The sequence below is a fragment of the Janthinobacterium sp. SUN100 genome, from assembly GCF_030397705.1.
GTDB lineage: Bacteria > Pseudomonadota > Gammaproteobacteria > Burkholderiales > Burkholderiaceae_D > Janthinobacterium > Janthinobacterium kumbetense.
In genome coordinates, this window is the sequence record NZ_JAPUBU010000003.1 from 480,137 (window position 1) to 506,915 (window position 26,779).

19 protein-coding genes and 1 tRNA gene are annotated in these 26,779 nt (G+C 62.0%); 2 read left to right on the plus strand and 18 right to left on the minus strand.

Features of this window, described 5'->3' with window-relative positions; genetic code table 11:
* Positions 1-29: 29 nt before the first annotated feature.
* The 16 genes from O0881_RS18695 to O0881_RS18770 form a co-directional block, all read right to left on the minus strand.
* Complete coding sequence (locus O0881_RS18695; protein WP_289912490.1) at positions 30-1,004, minus strand: glycoside hydrolase family 43 protein; 975 nt, start codon at positions 1,002-1,004, stop codon at positions 30-32.
* 4 nt (positions 1,005-1,008) lie between these two features.
* The gene (gene yjfF, locus O0881_RS18700) at positions 1,009-1,983 is read right to left on the minus strand and encodes a galactofuranose ABC transporter, permease protein YjfF (protein WP_251349493.1); all 975 of its coding nucleotides are present in this window, start codon (positions 1,981-1,983) and stop codon (positions 1,009-1,011) included.
* Positions 1,980-3,011 (minus strand): ABC transporter permease, encoded by a 1,032-nt coding sequence (locus tag O0881_RS18705; protein ID WP_289912653.1) that lies wholly within the window; start codon positions 3,009-3,011, stop codon positions 1,980-1,982. The genes yjfF and O0881_RS18705 overlap by 4 nt, the downstream gene beginning before the upstream one ends.
* Positions 3,012-3,058: 47 nt before the next feature.
* Positions 3,059-4,612: a sugar ABC transporter ATP-binding protein gene (locus O0881_RS18710; RefSeq protein WP_289912491.1), complete on the minus strand. Its 1,554-nt coding sequence runs from the start codon at positions 4,610-4,612 to the stop codon at positions 3,059-3,061.
* Between the two features lie 9 nt (positions 4,613-4,621).
* Positions 4,622-5,596, minus strand: a complete 975-nt coding sequence (locus tag O0881_RS18715) for an ABC transporter substrate-binding protein (protein ID WP_077398584.1) — start codon at positions 5,594-5,596, stop codon at positions 4,622-4,624.
* Positions 5,597-5,758: 162 nt separating this feature from the next.
* Positions 5,759-8,116 carry a glycoside hydrolase family 127 protein gene (locus O0881_RS18720; protein ID WP_289912492.1) on the minus strand — a complete coding sequence of 786 codons (2,358 nt, stop codon included), beginning with the start codon at positions 8,114-8,116 and terminating at the stop codon, positions 5,759-5,761.
* A gap of 9 nt (positions 8,117-8,125) precedes the next feature.
* Positions 8,126-9,160 (minus strand): arabinan endo-1,5-alpha-L-arabinosidase, encoded by a 1,035-nt coding sequence (locus tag O0881_RS18725; RefSeq protein ID WP_289912493.1) that lies wholly within the window; start codon positions 9,158-9,160, stop codon positions 8,126-8,128.
* Positions 9,161-9,227: 67 nt separating this feature from the next.
* On the minus strand, positions 9,228-10,778 hold the full coding sequence (locus O0881_RS18730; protein ID WP_289912494.1) for an alpha-L-arabinofuranosidase C-terminal domain-containing protein: 1,551 nt from the start codon (positions 10,776-10,778) through the stop codon (positions 9,228-9,230).
* Positions 10,779-10,986: 208 nt separating this feature from the next.
* The gene (locus tag O0881_RS18735; RefSeq protein WP_289912495.1) at positions 10,987-11,754 is read right to left on the minus strand and encodes an SDR family oxidoreductase; all 768 of its coding nucleotides are present in this window, start codon (positions 11,752-11,754) and stop codon (positions 10,987-10,989) included.
* 86 nt (positions 11,755-11,840) lie between these two features.
* Entirely contained in the window at positions 11,841-13,412 is a 1,572-nt protein-coding gene (locus O0881_RS18740) for an aldehyde dehydrogenase (NADP(+)) (RefSeq protein WP_289912654.1), read from the minus strand.
* A gap of 2 nt (positions 13,413-13,414) precedes the next feature.
* Positions 13,415-14,407 (minus strand): AraD1 family protein, encoded by a 993-nt coding sequence (gene araD1, locus O0881_RS18745; protein ID WP_289912496.1) that lies wholly within the window; start codon positions 14,405-14,407, stop codon positions 13,415-13,417.
* A 12-nt stretch (positions 14,408-14,419) separates the two neighbouring features.
* Positions 14,420-16,162, minus strand: a complete 1,743-nt coding sequence (locus tag O0881_RS18750; protein WP_289912497.1) for an IlvD/Edd family dehydratase — start codon at positions 16,160-16,162, stop codon at positions 14,420-14,422.
* Between the two features lie 196 nt (positions 16,163-16,358).
* Positions 16,359-17,429 (minus strand): aldose epimerase family protein, encoded by a 1,071-nt coding sequence (locus tag O0881_RS18755; protein ID WP_289912498.1) that lies wholly within the window; start codon positions 17,427-17,429, stop codon positions 16,359-16,361.
* Positions 17,430-17,446: 17 nt separating this feature from the next.
* Complete coding sequence (locus O0881_RS18760; RefSeq protein ID WP_289912499.1) at positions 17,447-18,394, minus strand: glycoside hydrolase family 43 protein; 948 nt, start codon at positions 18,392-18,394, stop codon at positions 17,447-17,449.
* Positions 18,395-18,418: 24 nt separating this feature from the next.
* Entirely contained in the window at positions 18,419-19,771 is a 1,353-nt protein-coding gene (locus O0881_RS18765) for an MFS transporter (RefSeq protein WP_289905915.1), read from the minus strand.
* Between the two features lie 113 nt (positions 19,772-19,884).
* Entirely contained in the window at positions 19,885-22,542 is a 2,658-nt protein-coding gene (locus O0881_RS18770; protein WP_289912500.1) for a TonB-dependent receptor, read from the minus strand.
* Positions 22,543-22,843: 301 nt separating this feature from the next.
* Here O0881_RS18770 and O0881_RS18775 point away from each other — a divergent pair, with 301 nt between their 5' ends.
* The gene (locus tag O0881_RS18775) at positions 22,844-23,521 is read left to right on the plus strand and encodes a type 1 glutamine amidotransferase domain-containing protein (protein ID WP_289912502.1); all 678 of its coding nucleotides are present in this window, start codon (positions 22,844-22,846) and stop codon (positions 23,519-23,521) included.
* Positions 23,522-23,628: 107 nt separating this feature from the next.
* On the opposite strand, the gene O0881_RS18780 is transcribed toward O0881_RS18775, so the two are convergent.
* Positions 23,629-23,704: transfer RNA gene (locus O0881_RS18780), tRNA-Arg, on the minus strand.
* A 199-nt stretch (positions 23,705-23,903) separates the two neighbouring features.
* Between O0881_RS18780 and O0881_RS18785 the strand changes: the two genes are divergently transcribed.
* Entirely contained in the window at positions 23,904-24,467 is a 564-nt protein-coding gene (locus tag O0881_RS18785) for a c-type cytochrome (RefSeq protein WP_099665866.1), read from the plus strand.
* Between the two features lie 137 nt (positions 24,468-24,604).
* Here the strand turns inward: O0881_RS18785 and O0881_RS18790 are convergent, their stop codons facing one another.
* On the minus strand, positions 24,605-26,680 hold the full coding sequence (locus O0881_RS18790; protein WP_289912503.1) for a M13-type metalloendopeptidase: 2,076 nt from the start codon (positions 26,678-26,680) through the stop codon (positions 24,605-24,607).
* Between the last annotated feature and the right edge of the window lie 99 nt (positions 26,681-26,779).

A 26,779-nucleotide genomic window follows, 5' to 3' on the forward strand; every position in this document is an offset into this window, starting at 1 on the left:
TCTCCTTTTTGTGTATCGTTAAGCAGCGTTCAGGATGCCTTGCAAGCGGCGCTGGGGTTGGCCGCCGGACCGGCCGTTTGCGGGATGAATTCGATGGTGCCGTCCGGCTTGTATTTCAGCTCTTCCACGGCCACGGAACGCCGGTATTCACCGCCGCCGGGCAACTTGTCGTTGTGATAGAAGATATAGGACTTGCCGTTGAATTCGATGATGGCCTGGTGAATGGTTTTTACGATGGCATTCTTGTCCATGATGGTGCCGCGGAAATGCCATGGCCCTGTCGGCGTCGGCCCTGTCGAGTATGCCGTTTCCTCGGGGAAGTTACGCGAGTACGACAGGTAATACGTGCCCGCATGCTTGTGCATATACGCCGCTTCCGTGAACGCATCCATGCCGAAGGTCAGGATCGGGCCGTCGAGCTCCGTCATATTCGCTTTCAGCTTGGCGTACTTCAAGACCGTGTTGCCCCAGTAAATGTAGGCTTGGCCATCCGTGTCGATGAAGACGGCCGGATCGATGTCGTCCCACGGGATCGCCGTCTGCTTCGTCATGTCGTTCGTGATCAGGGCGCTGCCGCGCGCGTCGACGAACGGTCCCGTCGGGCTGTCGGACACGGCCACGCCGATGGCCTTGCCGGGGATGGTCTTGTGGTCGACGGTCGAGTAAAAATAATACTTGCCGTCGCGCTTGACGATGTCGCCGGCCCACGCATCCTTGCCGGCCCAGGCGAAGGTGGAAAAGCGCACGGGCGAGCCGTGATCCGTCCAGTTCGCCATGTCGCACGAGGAATACACGCGCCACTCGTGCATGCGGTAATCCGTGTCCGTGGCGCTCGCTTCATCGTGGCCGACGTACAGGTACACCCTGCCATTGTCGACCAGCGCGGCCGGGTCGCCCGTGTAGATATCCTTGACGATGGGGTTGGCCGCCTGCGCGCCGAGTGGGGCGCAGGCGAGCGCCGCCGCCATGCCGATGGCTGCGGCACGTTTGTGTTGCTTGAACATCAGATTAACTCCCGTTGGTATTTTTCTGGCCCATGGCCATCAGTCTTTGCACGACGCAAAAGACGAACAGCAAGCCGCCGATGACGATCTTGGTCCACCACGAGCTGAGCGTGCCGTCGAAGGCGATCAGGGTCTGGATGGTGCCCAGCACCAGCACGCCCGACAGCGCGCCCGCCACGTAGCCGTAGCCGCCGCTGAGCAGGGTGCCGCCGATGACGACGGCGGCAATCGCGTCCAGCTCCGTGCCTTGCGCATGCAAGCCATAGCCGGACAACATGTAGAACGAAAACAGCACGCCGCCCAGCGCGGCGCAAAAGCCGCTGAAGGCGTAAATGAAGACCTTGGTGCGGCCGACAGGCAGCCCCATCATCAAAGCCGACTGTTCATTGCCGCCGATCGCATACACGGCGCGGCCGAATGGCGTCGCGTGCGCCAGCCAGATGGCCAGCAGCAAGGTCGCCACGGCGATCACGACGCCGGGCGAGACGAAGCCGCCCAGGAATCCCAGCTGGGTCTGCGACATGGCCACGAACAGCGGGTCGGCTATGGTGATGGAATTGATGCTGATCAAATAGCACAAGCCTCGCGCCAAAAACATGCCGGCCAGGGTGACGATGAACGGCTGCAATTTGAAGTAATGGATCAGCGCGCCCATGCTGGCGCCAAATACCGTGCCCAGCGCCAGCACGGTGACGATCACCAGCAGCGGCGGCCAGTGCGCCACGTTGAGCAGCCAGGCGGCGATCATGGTCGACAGGGCCAGCACGGAACCGACGGACAGATCGATGCCGCCGGAAACGATGACGAAGGTCATGCCGACGGCGATCACCAGCAAAAAGGCGTTATCGATCAACAGGTTAAAGATCACTTGCGTCGACAGCAGGCCCGGGTAGGCGGCACCGCCCAGGCCCAGCATCACCACCAGCAGCAGGACCGTGACGAGCGAGGTGAAATACGGGGTGTGCAGCAAGCCCTTCATGCTTTTCTCCGATGCAGCAATTGCTTGAATTCCGACGATTGCGACAGGCAGACCAGGAAGACGACGACGGACTTGACGACCATGTTCACTTCGGGCGGCACGCCCAGCGAATAGATGGTGTACGTCAAAGTCTGGATGATGAGGGCGCCGATCATGCTGCCGACCAAGCTGAACTTGCCGCCGGCCAGCGAGGTGCCGCCCAGGGTGACGGCCAGGATGGCGTCCAGTTCCAGCATCAGGCCCGCATTGTTCGCGTCGGCGCTCTTGATGTTCGAGCTGATCATCAGCCCCGACAAGCCCGCGCAGGCGGCGCAAAAGACGTACACGAAGAAAATCAAGGTCGCCGTCCTGATGCCGGCCAGGCGCGCGGCGACGGGATTGATGCCGACGGCCTGGATGAACAGGCCCAGGGCCGTCTTGCGCATCAGCACGGCCGTGATGAGGAACACCAACGCCACGAGGAACAGCGAGAACGGCAAGCCGAACAGGTAACCGCTGCCGATGAAGAAGAACGGTTGATAGTAGACGGTGACAATCTGTCCATCCGTCAACAATTGCGCCAGGCCACGCCCCGCCACCATCAGGATCAGGGTGGCGACGATGGGCTGCAAGCCCAGGCCCGCCACCAGCACGCCATTCCAGGCGCCGCACAGCAGGGCCGCGCCCAGGGCCGCCGCCAGGGCCCAGCCCATGGGAATGTTGCTTACATAGGTCGGCACGCCGTTGTCCATCACCATGGTGCCGCCGATCAGCATGGCGGCCACGGTGCCGGACAGGGCCACAACGGCGCCCACGGAAATATCGATGCCGCGCGTGGCGATGACCAGGGTCATGCCCAGCGCCGCCAGCATCAGGGGCGCGGCGCGGTTGACGATGTCGATCACGCTGCCGTACAGATGGCCGTCACGGATTTCCAAGTGGAAAAAGCCGGGGATGGCGAAGAAATCGACCAGCAGCAGCAAGCACAGCGCGGCCAGGGGCCGGCTCAGGGGGTGATGTAAAACGGTATGCAAGGCGGACGTACCCATAGTGGAAGCCGGACGCGCCAGCGGCGCGCTCGATGGCGTGGATAAACTCATGTGACGTCTCCGGCGATCACTTGCAGCACGGAACTGTCGTCCAGCTCGCCACGCGCATAGTCGCCGCAGGCCTTGCGGTCGCGCATGACGAGAATGCGGTCGCTGCAGCGCAGCACTTCCGGCAATTCGGACGAAATGAACAGAATCGCCATGCCCTTGCGGCACAGCTTGCTTACATAGCTCATGATTTCCTGCTTGGCGCGCACGTCGATGCCGCGCGTCGGCTCGTCTAAAATCAGCATGGCCGGCGACGTCACCAGCCAGCGCGCCAGCAAGGCCTTCTGTTGATTGCCGCCCGACAGGCTGCCGATGGGCGTCTCGATGCTGGCCGTCTTGATGCCCAGCGCTTTCACATATTCGTCGGCCAGCGCCTGCTGGCGTTTGAACGGAATGGCGCGCAGCAAGCCCGTGCGGGCCTGCAAGGCCAGGATGATGTTTTCGCGCACGGACAGCGACAGGATCGCGCCCTCGTGCTTGCGGTCTTCCGAGCAAAAACCGATGTCCCGGGCAATCGCGTCGCGCGGCACGTGAAACTGGCGCGGCTTGCCTTGCATGGTGATGCTGCCGGAATCGGCCTTGTCGGCGCCGAACAGCAGGCGCGCCAGTTCCGTGCGGCCCGAGCCGAGCAAGCCGGCCAGGCCCAGCAATTCACCCTGGCGAATGTGGAAATCCATGGGCAGCAAGGCGCCCTTGCGGCCCAGTCCCGTCGCTTCCAGCACGGCGGGACCGAAACTGGCGGCGCCCGCTTCTTGCGCCAGATCAAGCTCTTGCGCCTGCGTGTCGGCCGCCACGCCGATCATCTTGTTCACCAGCGCCAGGCGCGACAGTTCGCTGCACGCGTATTCCCCTTCGCGCTCGCCGTTGCGCATGACGGTGATGCGGTCGGAAATGGCGTAGGTCTGGTCGAGAAAGTGGGTCACGAAAAGTATCGCCATGCCCTGCTCGCGCAGGCGGCGCAGCACGGAAAACAGCAGATTGACTTCCGCCTCGTCCAGGCTGGACGTGGGTTCGTCGAGGATCAGCACGCGGGCCGAAATGTTCAGCGCGCGCGAAATGGCCACCATTTGCTGGATGGCCAGCGGAAAGCTGAACAGTTGCGCCGTGACATCGATATCGATCTGCAATTGCTGCAGCAAGGCCCGCGCCTGTTGCTGCATGGAACGCCAGTCGATAGGGCCAAAGCGGCCGCCGAAGCGGCGCGGATAGCGGCCGATAAAAATGTTTTCCGCCACCGACAGGTTCGGGCACAGATTGACTTCCTGGTACACCGTGCTGATGCCCAGCAACTGCGCATCCGATGTGGAGGCGGGGGCGATGGGCTGGCCATCGAGCAAAATCTGGCCGCTGTCGGGCGTATAGACGCCCGTCAGCACCTTGATCAGGGTCGACTTCCCCGCGCCGTTTTGCCCCATCAGGGTGTGCACTTCGCCCGGATACAGGCGCAGGGCAACATCGCTGAGGGCTTTGACGCCGGGAAAGGACTTGCTGATGCCGCGCAACTCCAGCAAGGGAGCTGGCGCGGCAGTGTGATGCGCTTGCGTCTTCATCATGCGGCAAGCTTAGTATTTACGGTTCGGGAATTCCTTGGCGGCCACCTCGGCAGGGAACACGCCTTCCACCGTCGTGATGCGCGCTGGCACCGGCTTGCCGGCCACCACGTCGCGGGCGATGGACATCAATTGCGGGCCCAGCAGCGGGCTGCATTCGACGGTCACGTTCAGCTTGCCGGCGATCATGGCCTCGAACGCGCCTTTGACGCCATCGATGGAGATGATGATGATGTCCTTGCCCGGTTTCATGCCCGCTTCTTCGATGGCCTGGATGGCGCCGATGGCCATGTCGTCATTGTGCGCATACAGCACGTTGATCTTCTTGCCTTCGGCCTTGAGGAACGCTTCCATCACTTCCTTGCCCTTGGCGCGCGTAAAGTCGCCCGTTTGCGAACGGATGATCTTCATCTTCGGATTCTTGCCCACCACTTCCAGGAAGCCCGCCTTGCGGTCGATGGCCGGCGCGGAGCCGACCGTGCCCTGCAGTTCGACGATGTTCAGCGTCGCATCCGGCGTTTTCTTGGCATGTTCGAGCAGCCATTGCCCCGCGCGGCGGCCCTCTTCCACGAAGTCGGAACCGATGAAGGTGACGTACAGCGATTTGTCGGCCACGTTGACGGCGCGGTCCGTCAAGATGACGGGGATCTTGGCGGCCTTGGCTTCGCGCAAGACGGTATCCCAACCCGATTCGACGACGGGCGAGAAGGCGATCACGTCGACTTTTTGCGCGATGAACGAACGCAGCGCCTTGACCTGGTTTTCCTGCTTTTGCTGGGCATCGGCAAATTTCAGGGTGACGCCATCTTTCTTGGCGGCATCCTTGATGGAGACGGTATTGGCGGTGCGCCATTCGCTTTCGGCGCCCACCTGCGAAAAGCCCATGACGAGGGGCTTGGCGGCGAAGGCGGAAGAAGTAGCCAAGGTGGTGGCAGAAGCGGCCAGCAGCATGGCGCTGGCGAGGAGTGTGCGGCGTGTCAATGTCATTCTTGTCTCCAGTTTTTTTTGGAATACCATCACAGCCGGATGCCGGATGGGCGGTTTTTTATGAACCCATGGTAGGAGAAAGCAACATAGCCATCCAATCAATTCTTTTTCGCTTGCGATACCGATTTGCGTATCGGTAGAACGAGCCGGGTCCTTCTTCCCTCAGCGCAACAGGCGCAGCCCGTACAGGCCGCCCGCCACGGAATCCTTGCCGGCGACAAATTTCACGCTGAGTTTGCCGTTGCCAGCCGCCACCAGGGCCTGGGGAATGGCGATATCGAGCGTGTGCAGCTCTTGCGGCGCATCGGCCGCCACGGCGACCGTTTGCAGTTTCGTGCCGTTGAGCAAGACGTCAAATACGCGGCCCGCATCGAGTGTGGACAGGGGCAGTCGCAGGGTTTTCGCTTCGGCTTGCGGGTCGCTCAGTACATAGCTGAACCAGCCCGTCGCATGGCGCCAGTGCCGGCCCTTGTTGGCGCCGTTTTCTCCCCCTTCCGCCTGAAAGTTGTGGTCGGACTCCGGCTGCTGCTGTCCCGGCGCCACCTGGTCGATGGTGAGCGCGTCGAGCGCCAGACGCTCGGATTCCGCCTGGCGCGTGCTTTCCTGCAACTGCGCCAGCCTGGCCGGCGTGGATACGGGCCAGTACAGCATGTAGCGAGAGTCATGCAGGCGGAAGAAGGGAATCAGCCGCAAGGTGGCCGCATCCTTGCCCTGGATCAAGCCGGGCGCCGTAAACGTCAGCGGCTGGCCCTTCACGGGTTTGATCTTGCGCATGAAATCCTGCTCGTCGCTGACGAACAGCGGTGACGATTCCAGCGGACACACTTGCCCCTGGGCGATATGCCCCATGCGCGTGTCGTCGGCAAAATAGTTCAGTTGTTCATGGGCGAACGGCTGCGTCTTGGCGGCCAGCACGATGGGACCATGCAGCACGGCGTAATAATTCGACTGGTCCGGCATCTGTTCCAGGCGCGTCGTCATCGGCAGCACGACATCGACGCTGTCGCCCGACTTCCAGGCGCGCGCGATGGTCACGTACTCGCCCGGCACGCTATTCACGCGCAGCGCCTTGCCGTTGAGTTTGACGCGCAGCTTGCCCTTGGCTACCCACTGCGGGTAGCGGATCTTCAGGCTGAACGTTTTACTTCCTTGCACCGTGATGCGCGTCGTGTCCCGGTCAGGAAACTGCGTGCTCTGAATAATCTTGACGCCCTGCTCTTTCCAGTCCAGGGTGGACGCCATGAACAGGTTCACGTACAGCGCGTCGCCCTCATGGGCGTAGATGAACTCGCCATACTTGGCCTGGCTTTCGATGCCGGAACCCACGCAGCACCACATGCCCTTGTCCACTTGAGAATACACGCGGTAATGGTTCGGCCGCATGGGCGTAAAGTAGACAAAGCCGCCCGTGCCGGGGCGCTGCGACGACAAAATGTGGTTGTACAGGGCGCGCTCGTAGTAATCCGCGTAGCGCACCTGTTCGTCGCGCTGGAACAGCTGTTCCGTCAGCTTGAGCATATTGTAGGTATTGCACGTTTCCGGCCCTTCGACCTCTTCCACCATCGAGGAAAAATCGTGCTCGTCGTGGAAATGTTCCTTGACGCTGTTGCCGCCGATGGCCACCGTGCGCTTGTCGTGCACGGTTTGCCAAAAGAATTGCGCCGCCTGCTGCCAGTCGCGCCGGCCCGTCAATGCACCGATGCGCTCGAAGCCGATCACCTTCGGGATTTGCGTATTCGCATGCAAGCCCGTCAATTTGTCCTGTTGCGCCACCAACGGTTGCAATATGGCCTGGTGCGAAAAGCGCACGGCCAGGTCCAGGTAGCGCTGCTCGCCCGTCATGGCGTAAACGTCGGCCAGCACTTCATTCATGCCGCCGTGCTCGGCGCGCAGCATCGCTTGCATCTGCGCATCCGTGAGCGAGGCCGACAGTTTCACGGCCCAGTCCGACAAGGCGATCAGCATGGTTTTTGCTTGCTCGCTGCCCGCCTGCTGATACGCGTCGCGCAAGCCGGCAAACACCTTGTGCAGGTTGTACCACGGCACCCAGCGCCCATTGACGGAAAAGGTGTCGGCCTGCATGTCTCCCTTGGCGATGGCTTGCCAGGCGGCGCTGCCGTCGGGAATGCCACCCAGGTAGCCGTTGCCATTGGCGTCCTGGCATTTTTTCAGCTCCGCCAGCATGTAGTCGAGCCGTTCGCGCGCCTGCGCATCGCCCGTGGACGCCACCATCAGCGCCAGCGCGGACAGATAATGCCCGCCCAGGTGGCCATCCAGGCCCGTCGATTCCCAGTTGCCATAGCTGGGCTGCACCTGCGGCAAGCCCGCCTCGCGGCGGAACGGCGCCAGCAATTTATCCGGCTCGAAGGCCAGCAGGTAGTGCAAGTCCGTCGTCTGCGCATCGAGGAACGGTCCCGCTCCCAGGCGCACGGACGAGAGGGGAAACAGCTCCGCTGCCTGCAGGACAGGCGTGGCCAGGCCGCCGGCGGCCAGCGCCAGCGTCAACACGGTTCTTTTCACGATGCGTCCTTACGGTTTGGCGGCCGGCAACTGGCGGCTGCGATAGCGGTTCAAGTCGCGGGGATCGACTTGCGGCCAGCCGTCCTTGTCCCACGTCATGGGCAGGATCTTGAGCTTCTGCAAGTAATTGTCCGCCGTTTCATACGCGTGCAGCACCAGGTAATCCTTGCCGTCAAACGTGTAGGCGCTGTTGTGGCCCAGGCCTTGCCAATCCTTGTCGCCTTTCAGTAGCACCGTGCCGCCGCCCTGCGCCATGTCGCGGCCATCCCTGTCCAGGTAAGGGCCCGTCACGCTGGTCGAGCGGCCCACGGCCAGGTGATACGTGCTTTTTTCCTTCTGGCAGCACAAGCCCCAGGAAACAAACAGGAAATACTCATTGCCGCGCTGGAAGATGAACGGCGCTTCAATTTCCTCGGGTGCGGGCTTGAATTCGCCGGCCCTTGGCGGCAGCGGTGCGCGGCGCGCCAACGAGTGCCACTCTTGCGGTTCCGCAATACGGGTCCAGTCGGGCGTCAATTTCACCAGCTTGATGCCGTTCCAGAACGAGCCGAAGGACATCCACGGCGTGCCGTGCTTGTCCGTGATGATGTTCGAATCGATGGCGTTCCACTCGTCGCGCTCGGGCACGGATTGCAGCAGCATGCCCTGGTCCACCCAGCGGTAATCGGGCGAACGGGGATTCAAGGTGGTGTTGACGGTCACGCCGATGCCGGACGTGTTCTTGCCGAAGCCGGACACCGAGTAGTACAGGTAATATTTTCCATCATGAAATTGCACGTCGGGCGCCCAGATATGGTCGTCAAACGATGGCGCGGCCGTCCTGGCCCAGGTCGGCTGGCCCGCAAAAACGCGCCCTTCCGGCTGCCAGTCGACCATGTTTGTCGAGCTGTAGAACGTGATGCCGGGGCCCGTGCTGTACAGATAATAGGTGTCTCCTTCCTTGGCCATCACGGGGTCGTGCACGCTGACCTGGGCCGCGTGCGCGGCAGCCATGATCGCCAGGGTGCTCAGGATGGCGGCCGCGCCGCGCGTCAACATGTGCATCGTCTTCTCCAAAATGGTCAGCCGGCCCATCATGCGGGCCGGCTTGATGAATGACAAGGGGGGCAGGCTAGTCGACCGCCACCACGACGACGGCCTTGGCGGGCACCGACACGGTCAGCTTGCCGCCCTGCGCCTTGGCAGTGAACGCCACGGGCTGCACGGCTTGCGGTTGCGCAAAGCTGTTAACGGCATCCATCTTGCCTGCGGTCAGCACGCGGCCAGTCACGGCTGTCACTTTTTGCCCCGCCAGCGCCACGCTCACGTCGACGGCCTTGTGCGGATTCGTGTTGACCAAGGACAAGTACACCTTGCCATCCTTGGCGCGCGCGGCCGAGGCGCTGACTTCAGGAATGCTGACCTTGCCCAGGCTGTACTTGCCATTGCCATTGATGGCGACCGGCAAGGCCGTGGCATCCTGGAACGGCACGTACATTTCAAACGCGTGATACGTGGGCGTGAGGAAATATTTATCCTTGTCCGTGATGATCATCGCCTGCAGCACGTTGACCATTTGCGCGATATTCGTCATGCGCACCCGGTCTGCATGGGCGTGGAAGATGTTGAAATTCAAGGCGGCGACGAGGGCGTCGCGCAAGCTGTTTTGCTGGAACAGGAAACCCGTGTTGGTGCCCGGCTCCACGTCGTACCAGGTGCCCCATTCATCGACGTACAAGCCCGTCTTTTTCGAGGGATCGTTCTTGTCGATGGCGGCGAGATTGTTCTTGATCAAGCTATCGATGCGCAGGGTACGGCTCAAGGTGGAAATCCACTCATTTTCGCCAAAACCCGTGGCCGCGCCCTTCTTTTCCCACACGCCCGTCGGTACCGTGTAGTAGTGGAAACTGATGGCGTCCATCATGTTCGGCTTGATTTCGCGGCTCAGGGTGCTGGACCAGCTGATGTCGTCGTCATTGCCGCCGCTGGCGATGAATTTCGGGCGCGCGCTTTCCGGCGTCTTCATGAAGGTGTGATAGTGCTTGTACAGATCGGCGTAGTACTGCGGGCGCATATTGCCGCCGCAACCCCAGGCTTCATTGCCGATGCCAAAGTAATCGACTTTATACGGCTGCGCGCGGCCATTCTTGCGGCGCAGCTCGGCCAGGGTGGACTTGCTGTCCGACGTCATGTATTCCAGCCATTCGGACATTTCCTGCGGCGTACCGGAACCGAGGTTGCCGTTGATATAGGTCTGTGCGCCCAGCAACTCGGCCAGGTCGAAGAATTCGTGCGTGCCGACGGCGTTCGACTCTTCCACCCCGCCCCAGTTGGTGTTGACCTTGGTCGGACGCTGGGCGCGCGCGCCGATGCCATCCTTCCAGTGGTATTCATCGGCAAAGCAGCCGCCCGGCCAGCGCACCAGGGGCACGTGCAACTGTTTCAGCGCGCCCAGCACGTCATTGCGCCAGCCTTTGGTGTTCGGAATGGACGAATCCGGCCCCACCCACATGCCTTCGTAGATGCCCGTGCCCAGGTGTTCGGCGAACTGGCCGTAGATGTTTTTATTGATCACGGAACCGGGCTTGGCCACGTCGATGGTGACGCTGACGGGCGCGGCAAAGGCGCTGCCGACGGCCATGGCCAGGCTGAGGGCCACGATGCTGGTGTTGATACATTTCATGCTGTCTCCTGTTTTTAAGTGAAAAGCAAGGGCCGGGATCGACCCGGCAATGGATGTGGCGATGCCTCTCCTGCTACGGAGTGGGAGGCATACACGAATGGGGTAAGGCGGGAAGGCACGCGGCCGACAAAACGCCCAGGGCTAGGCGCCTTGCCGAAGACAGTACGAAAGTACGGCTAGGCAAGGCAACAACGCCCTGGACGTTTTGTCAGACCCAGCCGGCGTCGACGATGAATTCTTGGGAGGAGCACATCGCGCCGTCATCGGAGGCAAGGAACAGCACCATGGCGGCGATGTCCTGTGGCATCAGCTTGCTTGGCAAGCATTGGCTTTTCTTGATTTCCACTTCCGCTGCCTCGTCGACCCACAGGTCGATCTGGCGCTGCGTCATGACCCAGCCGGGCGTGACCGTGTTGACGCGGATATTGTGCGCGCCGTAATCGCGCGCCAGGCCCCGCGTGAGGCCCACGACGGCCGCCTTGGTGGTGGCATACACGGGGTAGCCGCCCGACTTCATGTGCCACGAAATCGAGCTGACGTTGATGATGGAGCCGCCGCCCTGGCGCTTCATGCCCTCGAAGACGGCCTGGCACGTAAAGAACATGGGACGTTGATTGATCGCAATACGCTCGTTCCAGTATTCCAGGGTGACATCCTGCGCCTGGTGGCGCTGGTCGTTGGCGGCATTGTTGACGAGGATATCGAAATCGCCCAATTGATCGGCCAGTTCGGCCATGACGGCTTGCAGAGAGGCAATATCCGTGATGTCGCAATGGCGGAACACGGGCGCCGTCCAGCCCGCTTCGGCCAGGCGGCGGCACAGGGCCTCGCTCGCTTCCACGGCGATATCGACAAACGCCACCACGGCGCCCTGGGCGGCAAACTCCGCCACCAGGGATTCGCCGATGCCGCTGCCGCCACCCGTGATGAACACGCGCTTGCCCTGCAAGCTGCCATATTTCGCCAATTGCTTCATCTTGTCTCCACCTGTTTATTTTTTATGTACAACGTGCAACGCAAGCTGGCGCGGCAAGGCCATCGGCCCCGCCGCGCAGCAGCTTTTTACTCCCTGCCGAGAACGCCATCCTTGCGGCGCCAGATCCCCAGCGGATTATCGTCGCGCAGCGACTCCGGCAGCAAGTCCTGCAGCAGGTTCTGGTAGGACACGGGACGCAGGAAGCGGTTGATGGCCGCCGTGCCGACGGAGGTGCTGCGGCCGTCCGACGTGGCCGGGAACGGGCCGCCGTGCACCATGGCCGTCGACACTTCCACGCCCGTGGGGAAACCGTTGGCCAGGATGCGGCCCACGCGGCGTTCCAGCACGGGCAGCAAGCGGCGCGCGTCCGCCAGGTCGCCCGCATCCATCTGCAGGGTGGCCGTCAGCTGGCCTTCCAGGCTTTCCGTAATCGCCAGCAATTGTTCCATGTCGCGGCAAGCCACCAGCAGCGAGGCGGGGCCGAAGACTTCGTCGCGCAAGTCGTGTTTGGCCAGGAAAGCCTCGCCCGACGTGACGAACAGGGCGGCGGCGCCCTTGCCCTCTTCTCCCGTGTTTTGCACCAGCGGCGTCACATCCGCGTGCTGCGCCAGGGCGGCGACGCCCTTGGCATAGCTGCTGGCGATGCCGGCCGTCAACATGGTGGCGGCCGGCGCGGGCGCCAGCGCTTCGGCGGCAGCGGCGGCAAAGGCCGTGAAATCTGCGCCTTCCAGGCCCAGCACGAGGCCGGGATTGGTGCAGAACTGGCCCACGCCCATCGTCAGCGAGGCGGCAAAACCGCTGGCGATCGCCGCGCCACGGGCGGCCAAGGCTTGCGGCAGCACAAACACGGGGTTGATGCTGCTCATCTCCGCATAGACAGGAATCGGTTGCGGACGCTCGGCCGCCACCTTCATCAGGGCGATGCCGCCCGAACGCGAACCCGTGAAACCGACGGCCTGGATGGCCGGATGGGCGACCAACGCCTGGCCGATGCCATTGCCCGTGCCCGTCAGCAAGGCGAAGACGCCGGCCGGCAGCTTGCAGATGGCAATCGCTTTCACGATGGCGCGCGCCACCAGTTCCGACGTGCCCGGATGGGCCGAATGGGCTTTCAGGACGACGGGGCAGCCGGCCGCCAGGGCCGAGGCCGTATCGCCGCCCGCCACGGAAAAGGCCAGCGGGAAATTACTGGCCGCAAACACGGCGACGGGGCCCAGGCCGATCATGCGCAAGCGCAAGTCAGGACGGGGCGGCACGCGGTCCGGCAGCGGGCTGTCGATGCGCGCATCCGTCCAGGAACCTTCGCGCAGCAAGCCGGCGAACAGTTTCAACTGGCCCACCGTGCGGCCGCGTTCGCCTTCCAGGCGCACGCGCGGCAAGCCGCTTTCCGTCATGGCGCGCACGATCAAGTCGTCGCCCAGTTCGCCGATTTGCGCGGCGATGGTGTCCAGGAAGTCGGCGCGCTCCGCATCCGTGGTGGCGCGGAACGGGTCGAACGCGGCTTGCGCCAGACGGCACGCTTCGTCGATTTGCGCTACGTCAACCATGTGGAAGGCGGGCGCGATGTGGGCGCGCGCGGCCGGGTCCCACGCTTCGAAGGAACCGCCATTGCCCTTGACGGCCACGCCGCCGATCCATGCATCACCGGTGATATTCAAGCTCATAATGTGCTCACTTTCGCAAATTCGGTTGGGAAGACGTCGAGGCGGTTGCGCAAGGCAGGGCCAAAGGCCGGCGCTTCGATTTCAAAGGTTTCGCCCGGCGCCACGCTCACGCCATCGGCAAAGCTCAGGGTGGCCGTGCCAAAGAAATGCACGTGCACGTCGCCTGGGCGCTTGAACAGCGGATACTTGAAGTGATGGTGTTCCAGGTTGGCAATCGTGTGCGACATATTCTCTTCGCCGCTGACGAAGGCCTTTTCCCAGCGCACCTTGCCGGCCGCGTCCAGCACGCGCGAAGTACCGGCTATGTGCGCGGGCAATTCGCCCACCAGCAGGGCCGGGCCCACGCTGCAGGCGCGCAGCTTCGAGTGGGCCAGGTACAGATAGTTCTGGCGCTCCGTCACGTGGTCCGAGAATTCATTGCCGATGGCGTAGCCGACCCGGTAGGGCTGGCCGTCGTCGCCGATCACGTACAGGCCGGCGATTTCCGGCTCCTCGCCGCCATCGAGGGCAAAGTCCGGCATGCGCAGCGGCTGCCCGCCCGCGCGCACGATGGAGCCGTCGCCTTTATAGAACCATTCCGGCTGGGCACCGGCCGTGCCAGCGGCTGGCTTGCCGCCTTCCACGCCCAGGCGGAACATTTTCATCGAGTCGCTCAGCGACTCGGCGTCGCCGCCGATCTTCTTGTGCATGGCGTCGCGCGCGCCGGCGCTGCCCAGATGGGTCAGGCCCGTGCCCGTCACGTAGCAGTGCGCTTCATCGGCGTGATCGAGCGGCGGCAGCACGCGTCCGGCAGCGGCCACGTCCGCATAGGAATGCGTGGCGTTGCCGACGGTGGCGTTCACCAGGTCCGCCAGATTGATACGCTTGCGGATGGCGTCTTGCGCCAGCGCATATGTCGTGTTGTAGCCTTCGATGACGCGGATCACGTCGTCTTGCAGCAGGCCGACGAGGCGGCCGCCATGTTCATTCGTAAATTGCAGCAACAGCATGGAATTCTCCGCTTAGTGTGAGTGGCGCGGCACGGCGGAACCGCGATTGCCGACCAGGAAGTCGAAATCGCAGCCTTCGTCGGCCTGCAACACGTGTTCGATGTACAGCTGCTGGTAACCGCTCTTCGGACCGGGCGCGCTGCCCAGTTCGCGGGCCGCCAGGCGTTCGGCGATTTCCCCGTCGCTGATGTCGATGTTCAGGCTGCCGTTGTGGCAATCGAGGGCGATCATGTCGCCGTCGCGCACGATGCCCAGCGGGCCGCCCGCCATCGCTTCCGGCGCCACGTGCAGCACGACTGTGCCGTAGGCCGTGCCGCTCATGCGCGCATCCGAGATGCGCACCATGTCCGTGATGCCTTGCGCCAGCAGTTTCGGCGGCAAGCCCATGTTGCCCACTTCCGCCATGCCCGGATAGCCTTTCGGGCCGCAATTCTTCATCACCAGCACGGAATCGGCATCGACGTCCAGATCCGGATCAAGGATGCGCGATTTATAGTGTTCGAAATCCTCGAACACGACGGCCTTGCCCCGGTGCTGCATCAAATGCGGCGAAGCGGCAGACGGTTTCAACACGGCGCCGCGCGGCGCCAGGTTGCCGCGCAAGACGCAGATGCCGCCATCGGCCAGCAAGGGGTTGTCCAGCGTGCGCACCACTTCATCGTTGTAGATCGGCGCTTCGACGCAGTTGTCCCAGATCGACTTGCCGTTGACGGTCAAGGCATTCTTGTACGGCAGCAAGTCGCCTTCGCCCAGGCGGCGTATGACGGCAGGCAAGCCGCCCGCATAGTAAAACTCTTCCATCAGGAAACGGCCCGACGGCAGCAAGTCGACGATGGTCGGCGTGCCGCGCCCTACACGGGTCCAGTCTTCCAGTTCCAGCGGCACGCCGATGCGGCCGGCAATCGCCTTCAGGTGGATCACGGCATTGGTCGAACCGCCGATGGCGGCGTTGACCTTGATGGCGTTTTCAAATGCCTCGCGCGTCAGCACTTTCGACAGGCGCAGGTCTTCGTGCACCATTTCCACGATGCGGATGCCCGACATGTGGGCCAGCACGTAGCGGCGCGAATCGACGGCGGGGATGGCGGCGTTGTGCGGCAGCGACGTGCCCAGCGCTTCAGCCATGCTGGCCATCGTCGAGGCCGTACCCATGGTGTTGCAGGTACCGGCCGAGCGCGACATGCCCGATTCGGCCGACATGAACTGGTGCAGGGTGATGGAACCGGCCTTCATCTGCTCGTGCAACTGCCATACGGCGGTGCCGGAACCGATATCCTTGCCATTCAACTTGCCGTTCAGCATGGGTCCGCCGCTGACGACGATGGTGGGGATGTCGACGCTGGCCGCGCCCATCAGCAGCGCCGGCGTCGTCTTGTCGCAGCCGACCAGCAGCACGACGGCGTCCATCGGGTTGCCGCGGATCGATTCTTCCACGTCCATCGAAGCCAGGTTGCGCGTCAGCATGGCCGTCGGGCGCAGATTCGATTCGCCGTTCGAGAAGACGGGGAATTCCACGGGGAAACCGCCCGCTTCCAGGATGCCGCGCTTGACGTGCTCGGCCAGCTGGCGGAAATGGGCGTTGCAGGGAGTCAGTTCGGACCAGGTATTGCAGATGCCGATGATGGGCTTGCCGTGAAACTCGTGGTCAGGTATGCCCTGGTTTTTCATCCAGCTGCGGTACATGAAGCCGTTCTTGTCCTGCGAGCCGAACCACTCGGCAGAGCGCAGGGCAACCTTCTTTTTTGTCTCAGACATGCCATTCTCCTGGTTGTGCTATGCCGGATCTAATGTCGTCGGCCCGGGCAGCGATGTTGGAATACTAAAGAATCCTGCCATGCCTTTCCAATCAATTTTTAATGCGTTCCGATACCGAAAACGGTATCAGCATGCCGTAATGAAAACGCCCTGCGGGCGCGTGGCGGCAGGGCGTGGGCTGTTTTCGCAGGGGTACTTACCCGGCGGAAAAGCGGTACACGGTGTGCGTCCGATACTCCTCGCCCGGACGCAAGATGCTGTTCGGGAAGTGGGACTGGTTCGGCGAATCCGGGAAATGCTGGGTTTCCAGGCATAGCGCGCTGCGGTAGCTGTTGGCGCGCAGCTTGCCGGGCTGGCTGCCGTCGAGGAAATTGCCGGAATAAAACTGGACGCCGGGCTCCTGCGTGTACACCTGCATCATCCTGCCCGATTGCGGATCGCGCACGGTGGCGGCCAGGCTGAGCAGCTGACCGGGCTGTTGATTCAGCACAAAGTTGTGATCGTAGCCACGGCCGATGCGGAGCTGTTCGTGCGGCAAGGCTATGCTGTGGCCGATGACGGTGCTCTGGCGCAAGTCGAACGGCGTGCCGGACACGTCCGCCAGTTCGCCCGTGGGAATCGAACCCGCGTCCACGGGCAGGTAGCGATCCGCATTGATCGTCACCTCGTGGCCGAGGATATCGCCCTGCCCCGCCAGATTGAAATAGCTGTGATTCGTCAAGTTGACGGGCGTGGCCTGGTCCGTCACGGCGTGGTAGCGCAGGCTCAGGGCGTTGTCGTTGTCCAGTTCGTACACGACGGTCACGTCCAGCTTGCCCGGATAGCCATCTTCGCCGTGCGGGCTGCTGCGCGTGAACGTGACGCCGGCGGCATAGTCCCGCGTGAACGGCTCGGCCTGCCACATGACCTGGTGAAAGCCCTGGTTGCCGCCATGCAAGTGATTCGGTGCATTGTTGACGGCCAGCTGGTAATCCTTGCCGTCGAGGCTGAAACGTCCCTCGGCAATGCGGTTGCCGAAGCGGCCGATGACGGCGCCCAGGAAAGCGCCATTGGCCAGATAGGGTTCGAGGCGCTCGAAACCGAGCACCACGTCGGCCAACGTGCCGTCGCGGTCCGGCACGTGGACTTCGCTGATGATGGCGCCAAAGTCGAGCACTTTGACTTGCATGCCCTGGCGGTTCGTCAGGGTAAACACGCTGACGTGCTGGCCACCGGGCAGGATGCCGAACGGCGCTTGCGTCACTGAAACAGAATCAACTGGGGTCATGGCGTCGGGTCCAGGTTTTACAGGGTCGATGAGCGGCCAAACACGGGCATGCCTTGCGCATCCCAGCGCAGCGGTTTGACGAACGTGTGGCGATCCGGGTTCCACAGCGGGTCGCCGACGATTTCCGTGTAGGTGCGGGCATGGTACACCAGCAATACGCCGTCGCCATCGTCGGCCGTCGTGAAGCTGTTGTGGCCGGGGCCGTAGATGCCGTGCTCGTAGCAGGTGGCAAACACGGGCTCGGGCGACTTGCTCCACGAGAACGGGTCGAGCAAATCGGCTGACGCATCGGCCCACAGCAAGCCCATCGCATAATTTTCATCGGTGGCGCTGGCCGAATAGCTGATGAAGATCTTGCCATTGCGTTTCAACACGGACGGCCCCTCGTTGACCCAGAAGCCGCGGATTTCCCAGTCGAATTCCGGCTTGCTCAGCATCACGGGCGGGCCGGCCAGCTGCCATGGCGTGGCCATCGGCGCGATATACAGGTTCGAATTGCCTTCGATGGCCACATCTTTCTGTGCCCACAGGTAGTACAGCACACCGTCGTGCTCGAACGTGGTGGCGTCCAGGCAAAAGGTGTCGATGCCCGTATCGATCTGGCCCATGAATTCCCACTCGCCTTCCAGGGGGTTGGCATTCGTATTGCGGATCGCATACATGCGGTGCTGGAACAGCTTATGCTTGATTTCGCGGCTCGGCGCGGCGGCGAAATACACATACCAGGCGCCCTGGTTGAAGTGCAATTCCGGCGCCCACACCAGTTCGCTGTACGGACCCGTGTCCGGCTTGTGCCACACGTCGACCGTGGGCGCGTCGGCCAGCCCGGCGATGCTGTCGGCGCGGCGCAGTTCGATGCGGTCGTACTGGGGCACGGAGGCCGTAAAGTAATAATAGCCGTCGCTGTGACGGTAGATATGCGGGTCGGCCCGTTGTTCGATCAGCGGTTTCAAGACGTCTGCCATGTTGCTTACTCCATTCAGTTATTCTTACGCGGCGACAAAACCGCGTTTGTGCATTTCCGACTTGACGCCGCTGTAGTACGCATCGCTGATACGGTACTTGAACATCAGCAAGCCCATCAGCAAGTGGAAAAAGCCGGGGATGATCGACAGCATCAGGGCGATGCCGTTCAGGGCGAATTGCGTTTGCTCATGGTTGGGCTGGTAGTCGAAATACGCGAGCAGCACGCCCACCAGGCCGCCCGCCACCGCCATGCCCGCCTTCTGGCAGACGGAAATGCCGCCAAAGGCGAAGCCGGAAACGCGCTTGCCCGTCTTCACCTGTCCATAGTCGATGGTTTCCGCGATGGCCGACCAGAACACGGGCGCATGCAAGTCCACCACGAAGGACAGCAGGAAATACAGGGCGAAAGCCAGCACGGTATCGCTCGGTTTTACGAAGAAATAGATCGCCAGGCTGATCAGCGCGACGCCGATCTGCGTGTAGCGGAACAGTTTCACCTTGCAATAGAACTTGGTGATCCAGGTCGAGGCGATCATGGCCAGGATGGCGGCCACCACGCCCGTGGTCAAAAAGGCGGCCACCGTTTCCGTGCTGCCGCCCAGATAGTATTTCGCGTAATAGATGGCGACGGAACCGCGCACCACGTAGCCGATGGTGCCCGTGACGCACACGCCGCACAGCACCAGCCACTGGTCGTTCTGCAGCAGCACTTTCAATTGCGCCAGCAGCGGTTGCTTTTCCACTACGTGCACGACCCGCTCGGTGGTGGAGAAATAGCAGAACAGGAACAGGGCCACGCCCATGACGGCCATCACGGCCATGGCTGCCTGGTAGCCGACGGCCGGGTTGCCGCCGCCCCAGCGCTGCGACAGGACCGGCACGACGATGGTCACCATGAAGGCGCCGATCTTGGCGAAGAACAAACGGTAGCCGTTGGCCGACAGGCGGTCCTGCGGGTCGCTGGTCAAGCCGCTGATCAGGGAAATATACGGGATGCCCACGCCAGCCGTCATGATCGTCATCAGGATATATGTGGAATATGCCCAGATCAGCTTGGCGTCGTACTGCCACTCGGGCGTGCTGAAGACAAAGAAGACGCTGACGCCATACGGCACGGCCAGCCACAGCAGATACGGACGGTAGCGGCCCGAGGCAAAGCTGTAGCGGTCCGTGATCTGGCCCATGACGAGGTCGGCGATGGCGCCGATGACTTTCACGGCCACGAACAGCAGGGCCAGGTCCGTGGTTTTCAAGCCATAGATATCGGTATAGAAAAAGGTGATGATCAACATCATTGACGAAATGACGACATTGAGCGCCATGTCGCCGGCGCCGAAGCCGACCTTTTCAACGGTGGATAATTTTTGCGTCTCCATGCTTTCCGTCCATTCTTTTTATGATGAATCGTGCGTGACTGTCCAACTGACAGGGGCGTTGCCGGCCGAAACCATGGCAACGCCCTTGATCTGACTACTGCGTGATGCTCGGCTTACATTTTCCAGCGTAAAGAGAGACCAACTGTCCGGTCATAGCGCCGCGTATCGCGCGCATACACGCCCGGTTCGTTCCAGTAATCCTTGAACTTGGTGTCGAGCAAGTTATTCCCATCGAGGGTCACGGTGAACTGCTCGTTGATCTTGTACGACAGCGAACCGTCGAGCTGGGCCGTCGGCGCCACCTTCAAGTCCAGGCCGGGGCCGCCCTGGTTGTAGCTGTCGATGAATTTCGAGCGCCAGTTGTAGGCCAGGCGGCCCGACCAGGCGTCCTTTTCGTACAGCAGCACCAGGTTGTAGGCGTAGCGCGACACGCCCGTGATCGCATGGCTGCCCGTCTCGTCGTCGGTGGTGCCGCTCATGTAAGTGCCGTTCGCTTGCAAGCCCAGGCCGCTCAAGATGCCGGGCAAGCCGTCATAGAATTGCTGGTAGCCGATTTCCAGGCCTTGCAGCTTGCCGGCCGCCGTGTTGTACGGGCGGTCCACGTCATACGTCTTGCCGGCAATGGTTTCGCTGGAAATGCGCTGCTGGATATACCCATCGAACTTGTGGTGGAACACGGTGGCGGTGACGGAACCGGCCGGTGCGAAATACCATTCCAGTGCCGCGTCGACATTGTCGCCCACGACCGGTTTCAAATTCGGATTGCCGCCCGCGCCCGTCGCCTTCACCGTTTCCGTCGAGTTGACGAGGGCCACGCCCGGATTCAGCTGGGCAAAGCCGGGACGGCTGATGGTGCGGCCCGCCGCAAAGCGGCCGACCAGGTCGGCGCGCAGCTTGATTTTCAGGGCCACGCTCGGCAGCACATCGGTGCTGGACGTGTCGCTGATGACGGGCGTGTAGACGCCGTCCTGCGAGCTGTTGCCCTGCAAGCTTTGCTCCGTGCGCACGACGCGCACGCCCAGGGTGCCGTCGACGGGATAGTCAGCCAGCTTGAAGGCGACCTTTGCCTTGGTGTAGATGGAATACGTCTTTTCCGTGTCCTTGAAGAACGAACCCGGGTCCATGGCGCGCGCCGCGCTGCTGCCCGTGACGGCTTGGCGCACGGTGCCCGTGTTATTGAGCAAGAAACTGGCGCATGGCGTGTACCACTGCTTCAAGCCGTAGTCGGGTCCGCCGCTGGACATCGATTCCGACAAGCAATTGAGGCCTGGAATCGACGTCACGCCCTGGCGGCTGAATGGAAATGCGGCGGCGGACACGTCCGGTGCTTCCGCATTGCCTTCATAGCTTTTGATCGATTCGGCTTCGCGCTTGACGCCGCGCAAGCCGACGCTGATTTCCTTGAAGATGCCGCCGGCACTCGGCGTGTAGGCCAGGTCGGCGCGCACATCGTTCGAGCTGCCCTGATCCTGGCCATAGCGGTCGAAGAAGCCCTTCAAATAGTAATTCGACGGGTCTTGCAAGTCGATGCCCGTGTAATCGACGTGCAAGGTGCCGTTCTGGTTGGTATTGATGGTGGCGTTCGGCACTTGCGTGATGGCGTCGAGGATGGGATTGCGCCATTTGAAGGTGCTTCTGGTGCTGGCCACCTCCGACGTGAAACGCCATTCCGAGTTGATATCCCACAAACCGCCGACGGCAAACTGGTGCGTCTTCGTCTCGTTCTTGTTCGCCTGCGTCGACATGATGGTGTTCACGTTGGTCGAGGTGAGGGTTTGCAGCTGGTTGGTGCCGGGAATTTTGGTGGCGGACACGGGCGTGCCCCACCATGGCAAGCCGACGAAGTAATCGGACTCCGCATCGAGCAGGAAGCGCGTGGCCATGCCCTCCGCGTACAGCTCGACGTCGGCGTTCGGACGCCATTGCAGCACGGCATTGGCGGTCGTGCGGCGGCGGTCGCCCTTGATCGGCAGCAAACCCACCTGGTCCGGCCCCGTCAAACCGGGCAACAGGAAACTTTTATCCACGGGCGCCGTATTGAATGCGCGTTCTTCGTGGTAACGGTGCTGCTGCTGCGACAAGCCCAGCAGCGCGCCCACTTCGCCGATGCCCGTCTTCCAGCGGTTGGCCACCATGCCGCTGATGTTCGGGTCGGTGGCTTTCGATTTGTCGCTGTAGACGGCGCGCGTATTCACGCTGGCCGTAAACTCCTTGAAGTCGAACGGGCGATTCGTGCGCACGTCGATGATGCCGGCCACGCCACCTTCGACCTGGTCCGCGCCCTGCGATTTGTACACGTCCACGCGCTGCAGCATGGTGGCGGGAATGTCGGCCAGGTTGACGTAGCGGCCCGTGGTGGTGAACAGTTCGCGGCCATTGAGCAGGGTCGTGACGTCGCGCAAGCCGCGGATCATGACGGCGCTGGCCTCGCCCGAATCGCGGCGGATCTGGATGCCGGAAATGCGCGCCAGGGTTTCGGCAACATTGTTATCAGGGAATTTGCCGATGTCGTCGGCCACGATGGAATCGATGACCTGGTCCGAGCGCATCTTGATCTGCTGCGAATTTTGCGCCGAGCGGCGCACGCCGCTGACGGTCACGACCGACACTTCTGCAGCAGGCTCTGCACTGGCATCGGCCACCACCGCCTCCTGCGCCCATACCGAAGCCGTGCTCAGCAAGCCAATACCGGCCAATGCCGCAACGGCTGCCTTCAAGGTGAATGGACGAGGGGAAGTGGCCGCGAGCGGACCGGTGGCGTTGCGCATCATGAATCTCCAGATATTGTATTGATATTTTTGCACTGCTTGCATGTCGTTCGCATGCTCGGCGTTTATCTTAGGGGCTGGGCGATAATCTCTCCAATCAATTTTTCCACTGTTTCGATATCAATTTTGATATCGGCGGCAGGAGGACTTTGGAGGTTGCAAACGGACAACGGCAGGGGCGTCGCGGGCGTTTTCATCACAGACGTGCACAAAAAAACAGGCAGCACTGGCGTGCAGCATGAAAGTGCGAACAGGACTAAGCTGATGGCGTAACACTCCCCCCACCGCTTGCACAGGAGTTCGCATGAACGTTTTAATGGTATTGACCTCGCACGACCAGCTGGGCGACACGGGCCACAAGACCGGCTTCTGGCTGGAAGAATTCGCCGCCCCGTACTATGTGCTGAAAGACGCGGGCGCGCACCTGACCCTGGCTTCGCCCAAGGGCGGCCAGCCGCCGCTGGACCCGAAGAGCGACGCCCCCGAATCGCAGACGGCCGCCACGGCCCGCTTCAAGGCCGACCCGGCCGCCCAAGCCGCGCTCGCTTCCACCGTCCTGCTGTCCAGCGTGCAAGCGGCCGACTATGACGCCGTGTTCTATCCGGGCGGCCACGGCCCCCTGTGGGACCTGGCCGAAGACAGGGACTCGATCGCCCTCATCGCAGCGCTGCAGGCAGCCGGCAAGCCCGTCGCCGCCGTCTGCCACGCCCCCGGCGTCTTGCGCCACGTCAAAGGCGGCGATGGCCAGCCTCTCGTGAAGGGCAAGCAGGTGACGGGTTTCACGAATACAGAAGAAGACGCCGTGGGCTTGACGAAAGTCGTGCCCTTCCTGGTGGAAGACATGCTCAAGGAAAACGGCGGCATCTACTCGAAGGGCGCGGACTGGGCGCCATATGTGCTGACGGACGGCATCTTGATCACCGGTCAGAATCCGGCCTCATCGGAGGCGGCGGCGCAGGCGTTGCTGAAATTGCTGAAGTAAGGCTAGTGGCTGAGACGGGTGGCTGCGCAGCGGCAGGCGCAGCCCTAACTATCACGCACGGCAATGCGCACAATGCTAGCGAAAGAAACGGCAAGTCTTGATTTGTCTGGTGCGGCTGGCGGGGATCGAACCCACGACCCTTGGCTTCGGAGGCCAATACTCTATCCACTGAGCTACAGCCGCGTAGGGGGAATTTTTGAAGTGATGCGAAGGATACCGTTTTTCTTTACCTACGTCTACGGAAACTGTCGTATCGCTGGCAATTGCATGTCACTGCTCAATTTTTGTGCCTATAATTGTGGGTTTCATAAAGGTTTACATCCAAGCATGTAAAAATGCTACCTTACACGGCCATCAGTTTCAAATCTGGACTAAGGACATCATGAGCGACGCACATAACGAACAACAATCAGCGATCAAAACGCCTAAACAATTGCTTGCCGCCGTAGCTGGCTTCTTCCTCATCACCGTCATCGGCATCATCCTGCTGGTGCAGTTCGTCACGGCGCAAAAACTGACGGGCGCCGGTACGGACAGCCAGTCGCCGGAAGCCATCGCCGAGCGCTTGAGCCCAGTGGCCAATGCCGGCTTTACCTTCAAGGATGCCAGCGGTCCGAAAGTGCTGCAAAGCGGCGAAGCCGTGTACACGGCCACCTGCGTGGCGTGTCATGGCGCCGGCGTGGCCGGTGCACCGAAGTTTGGCGATGCAGGCAGCTGGTCGGCCCGCCTGGCCCAGGGCTACGATACGGTCCTGAAACACGCGATCGAAGGCTTGCGCGCGATGCCGGCCAAAGGCGGCAATCCCGACCTCGACGATGTGGAAGTGGCGCGCGCCGTCGTCTACATCGCCAACGCGTCGGGCGGCAAGTTCAAGGAACCGGAAGTGCCGGCACCGGCCGCTGCCGCTGATGGCGCCGCCGCACCAGCCGCGGAACCGGCCAAGTAAGCAGCGTCACACCCGTTTCCAGGAACCGCCCGCCAGGGCGGTTTTTTTTTACCCATCGTTTGCGCCAGATCACACGGCGTAAAAAAGCCGCCCGGCTTGCGCGGGGCGGCTGGCAACTTATGCCTGGGACTAGCGTCTTACCACATGATGACGCGGTCTTTCGGCGGCAGATACATCTTGTCGCCCGGTTTCACGTCAAACGCCTGGTAGAAGCCGGGCTGGTTGCGCATGGTGCCGTTGGCGCGGAACTGGCCTGGCGAGTGCGGGTCCGTTTTCAGCAAGACCAGTTGCTGCGCTTCGCGCATCTTCATGCGCCAGACCTGGGCAAAGCCCGCATAGAAGCGCTGCTCGCCCGTGAAACCGTCGATGACGGGGGCTTTCTTGCCGTTCAGCGACAATTTGTACGCTTTATACGCGATCGCCACGCCGGAATTGTCGGCGATGTTCTCGCCCAGGGTCAGTTCGCCGTTGACGAAGTGGCCCTTGACGGGGCTGAAGCTGTTGTACTGCGCCACCAGCTGCTTGGTTTTCTTGGCGAAGTTTTTATGGTCGGCCTTGGTCCACCAGTCGCGCAAGTTGCCGTCGCCGTCGTACTGGGCGCCCTGGTCGTCGAAGCCGTGGCTGATTTCATGGCCGATCACGCCGCCGATGGCGCCATAGTTGACGGCGTCGTCCGCGTTGGCGTCGAAGAATGGCGCTTGCAGGATGGCGGCCGGGAAGACGATTTCATTCAGTTCCGGGTTGTAATAGGCGTTCACGGTCTGCGGCGTCATGCCCCACTCATCGCGGTCGATAGGCTGGCCCAGCTTGTTCAATTCGCGATTGTAGTTGAGCAAGTGCGAACGCTGGATGTTGCCCACCAGGTCGTCCGACTTGACGTCCAGGCCCGAGTAATCGCGCCATTTGTTCGGATAGCCGATCTTGGTGGTGAACTTGGCCAGCTTGATTTGCGCCTGTTTCTTGGTGACGGGGCTCATCCAGTCGAGCTTGTCGATGCTTTGCTGGTAGGCCGTCATCAGGTTTTTCACCAGCGCTTCCATGCGCACCTTGCGCTCGGCCGGGAAATATTGCTCCACGTACAGTTGGCCCACGGCTTCGCCCAGCGCGCCTTCGACGGCGCCCACGCCGCGTTTCCAGCGCGGACGCATTTCCGTCACGCCCGTCAGGGTGGTGCCATAAAACGCGAAGTTTTCATCGACATACGCTTTCGGCAGGTAGCCGGCGTTGGCGTGCAGCAAGTGCCACTGGAAGTAGGCTTTCCACGTTTCCAGCGGCGTCTTGTTGGCGATCTCGGCAAAACCCTTCAGGTAGCTGGGCTGGCTGACGATCACATAATTGACCTTGCCGGCGATGCCCGTGTCCTTCAGGTAGCGGGCCCAGTCGTAACCTGGCGCCACGGCGGCCAGTTTCGCCAGTTCCACCTTGTTGTAGGTCTTGACGGGGTCGCGGTTCTGCACATTGCTCCATTGCGCCTTGGCCAGCTCCGTTTCCAGCGCGAGGATGGCTTTCGCATTCGCGGCAGCGTTCGCGTCGCCGGCCAGGCTGAGCATTTTCTCCACGTGGGCCAGGTATTTGGCGCGCGTATCGGCCTTGCCTGCTTCCAGGTAGTAATCGCGGTCAGGCAAGCCCAGGCCGCTTTGCACGATGTCGGCCACGTATTTGGTGGAATCCTTGGCGTCCTGGTGGATGCCGAAGTCGTAAGGCGAGGTCACGCCCAGCTTGCTGAAGTGGGCGATTACAGCCGGCAATTCCGCCTTGTCCTGCAGCGCGGCGATCTTCGCCAGCTCCGCGTTCAACGGTGTCAAGCCCAGGCTTTCCAGCTTGGCTTCATCCATGAAGCTGTTATAAAAATCACCGATTTTCTGGGCATTCGAACCGGCCGCGCGGGCCTTGTCGGCGGCCGCACCTTCGACGATGCCGCGCAGCTGCGTTTGCGTATCGTCAGCCAGCTTGGCAAAGCTGCCCCAGCTCGACTTGTCGGCAGGAATGACCGTTTCCGCCAGCCATTTGCCATTCAGGTGCTGGAACAGGTCGTCCTGCGCGCGCACGGCAGGGTCGACGTATTCGACGGCGATGCCGGACGTCAGCGCGGCGGCGGCGACGGCCGTGGCGGGAGCGGCGGCGGCTTTCTTGGCCGTATCAGCGGCGCCAGCCATGCCGGACACGCCGGCCAGCAAACTCAGGGTCAATGCACTTAACAAATAACGATTCACGGTTGTCCTCTATATTGTATTGTGTGAAATATAAGGGTCAGAAGGCCCAAGGCTTCTGGCCCGGTTTTTGACTGTAGCATACCGGCCGAAACGACAGAA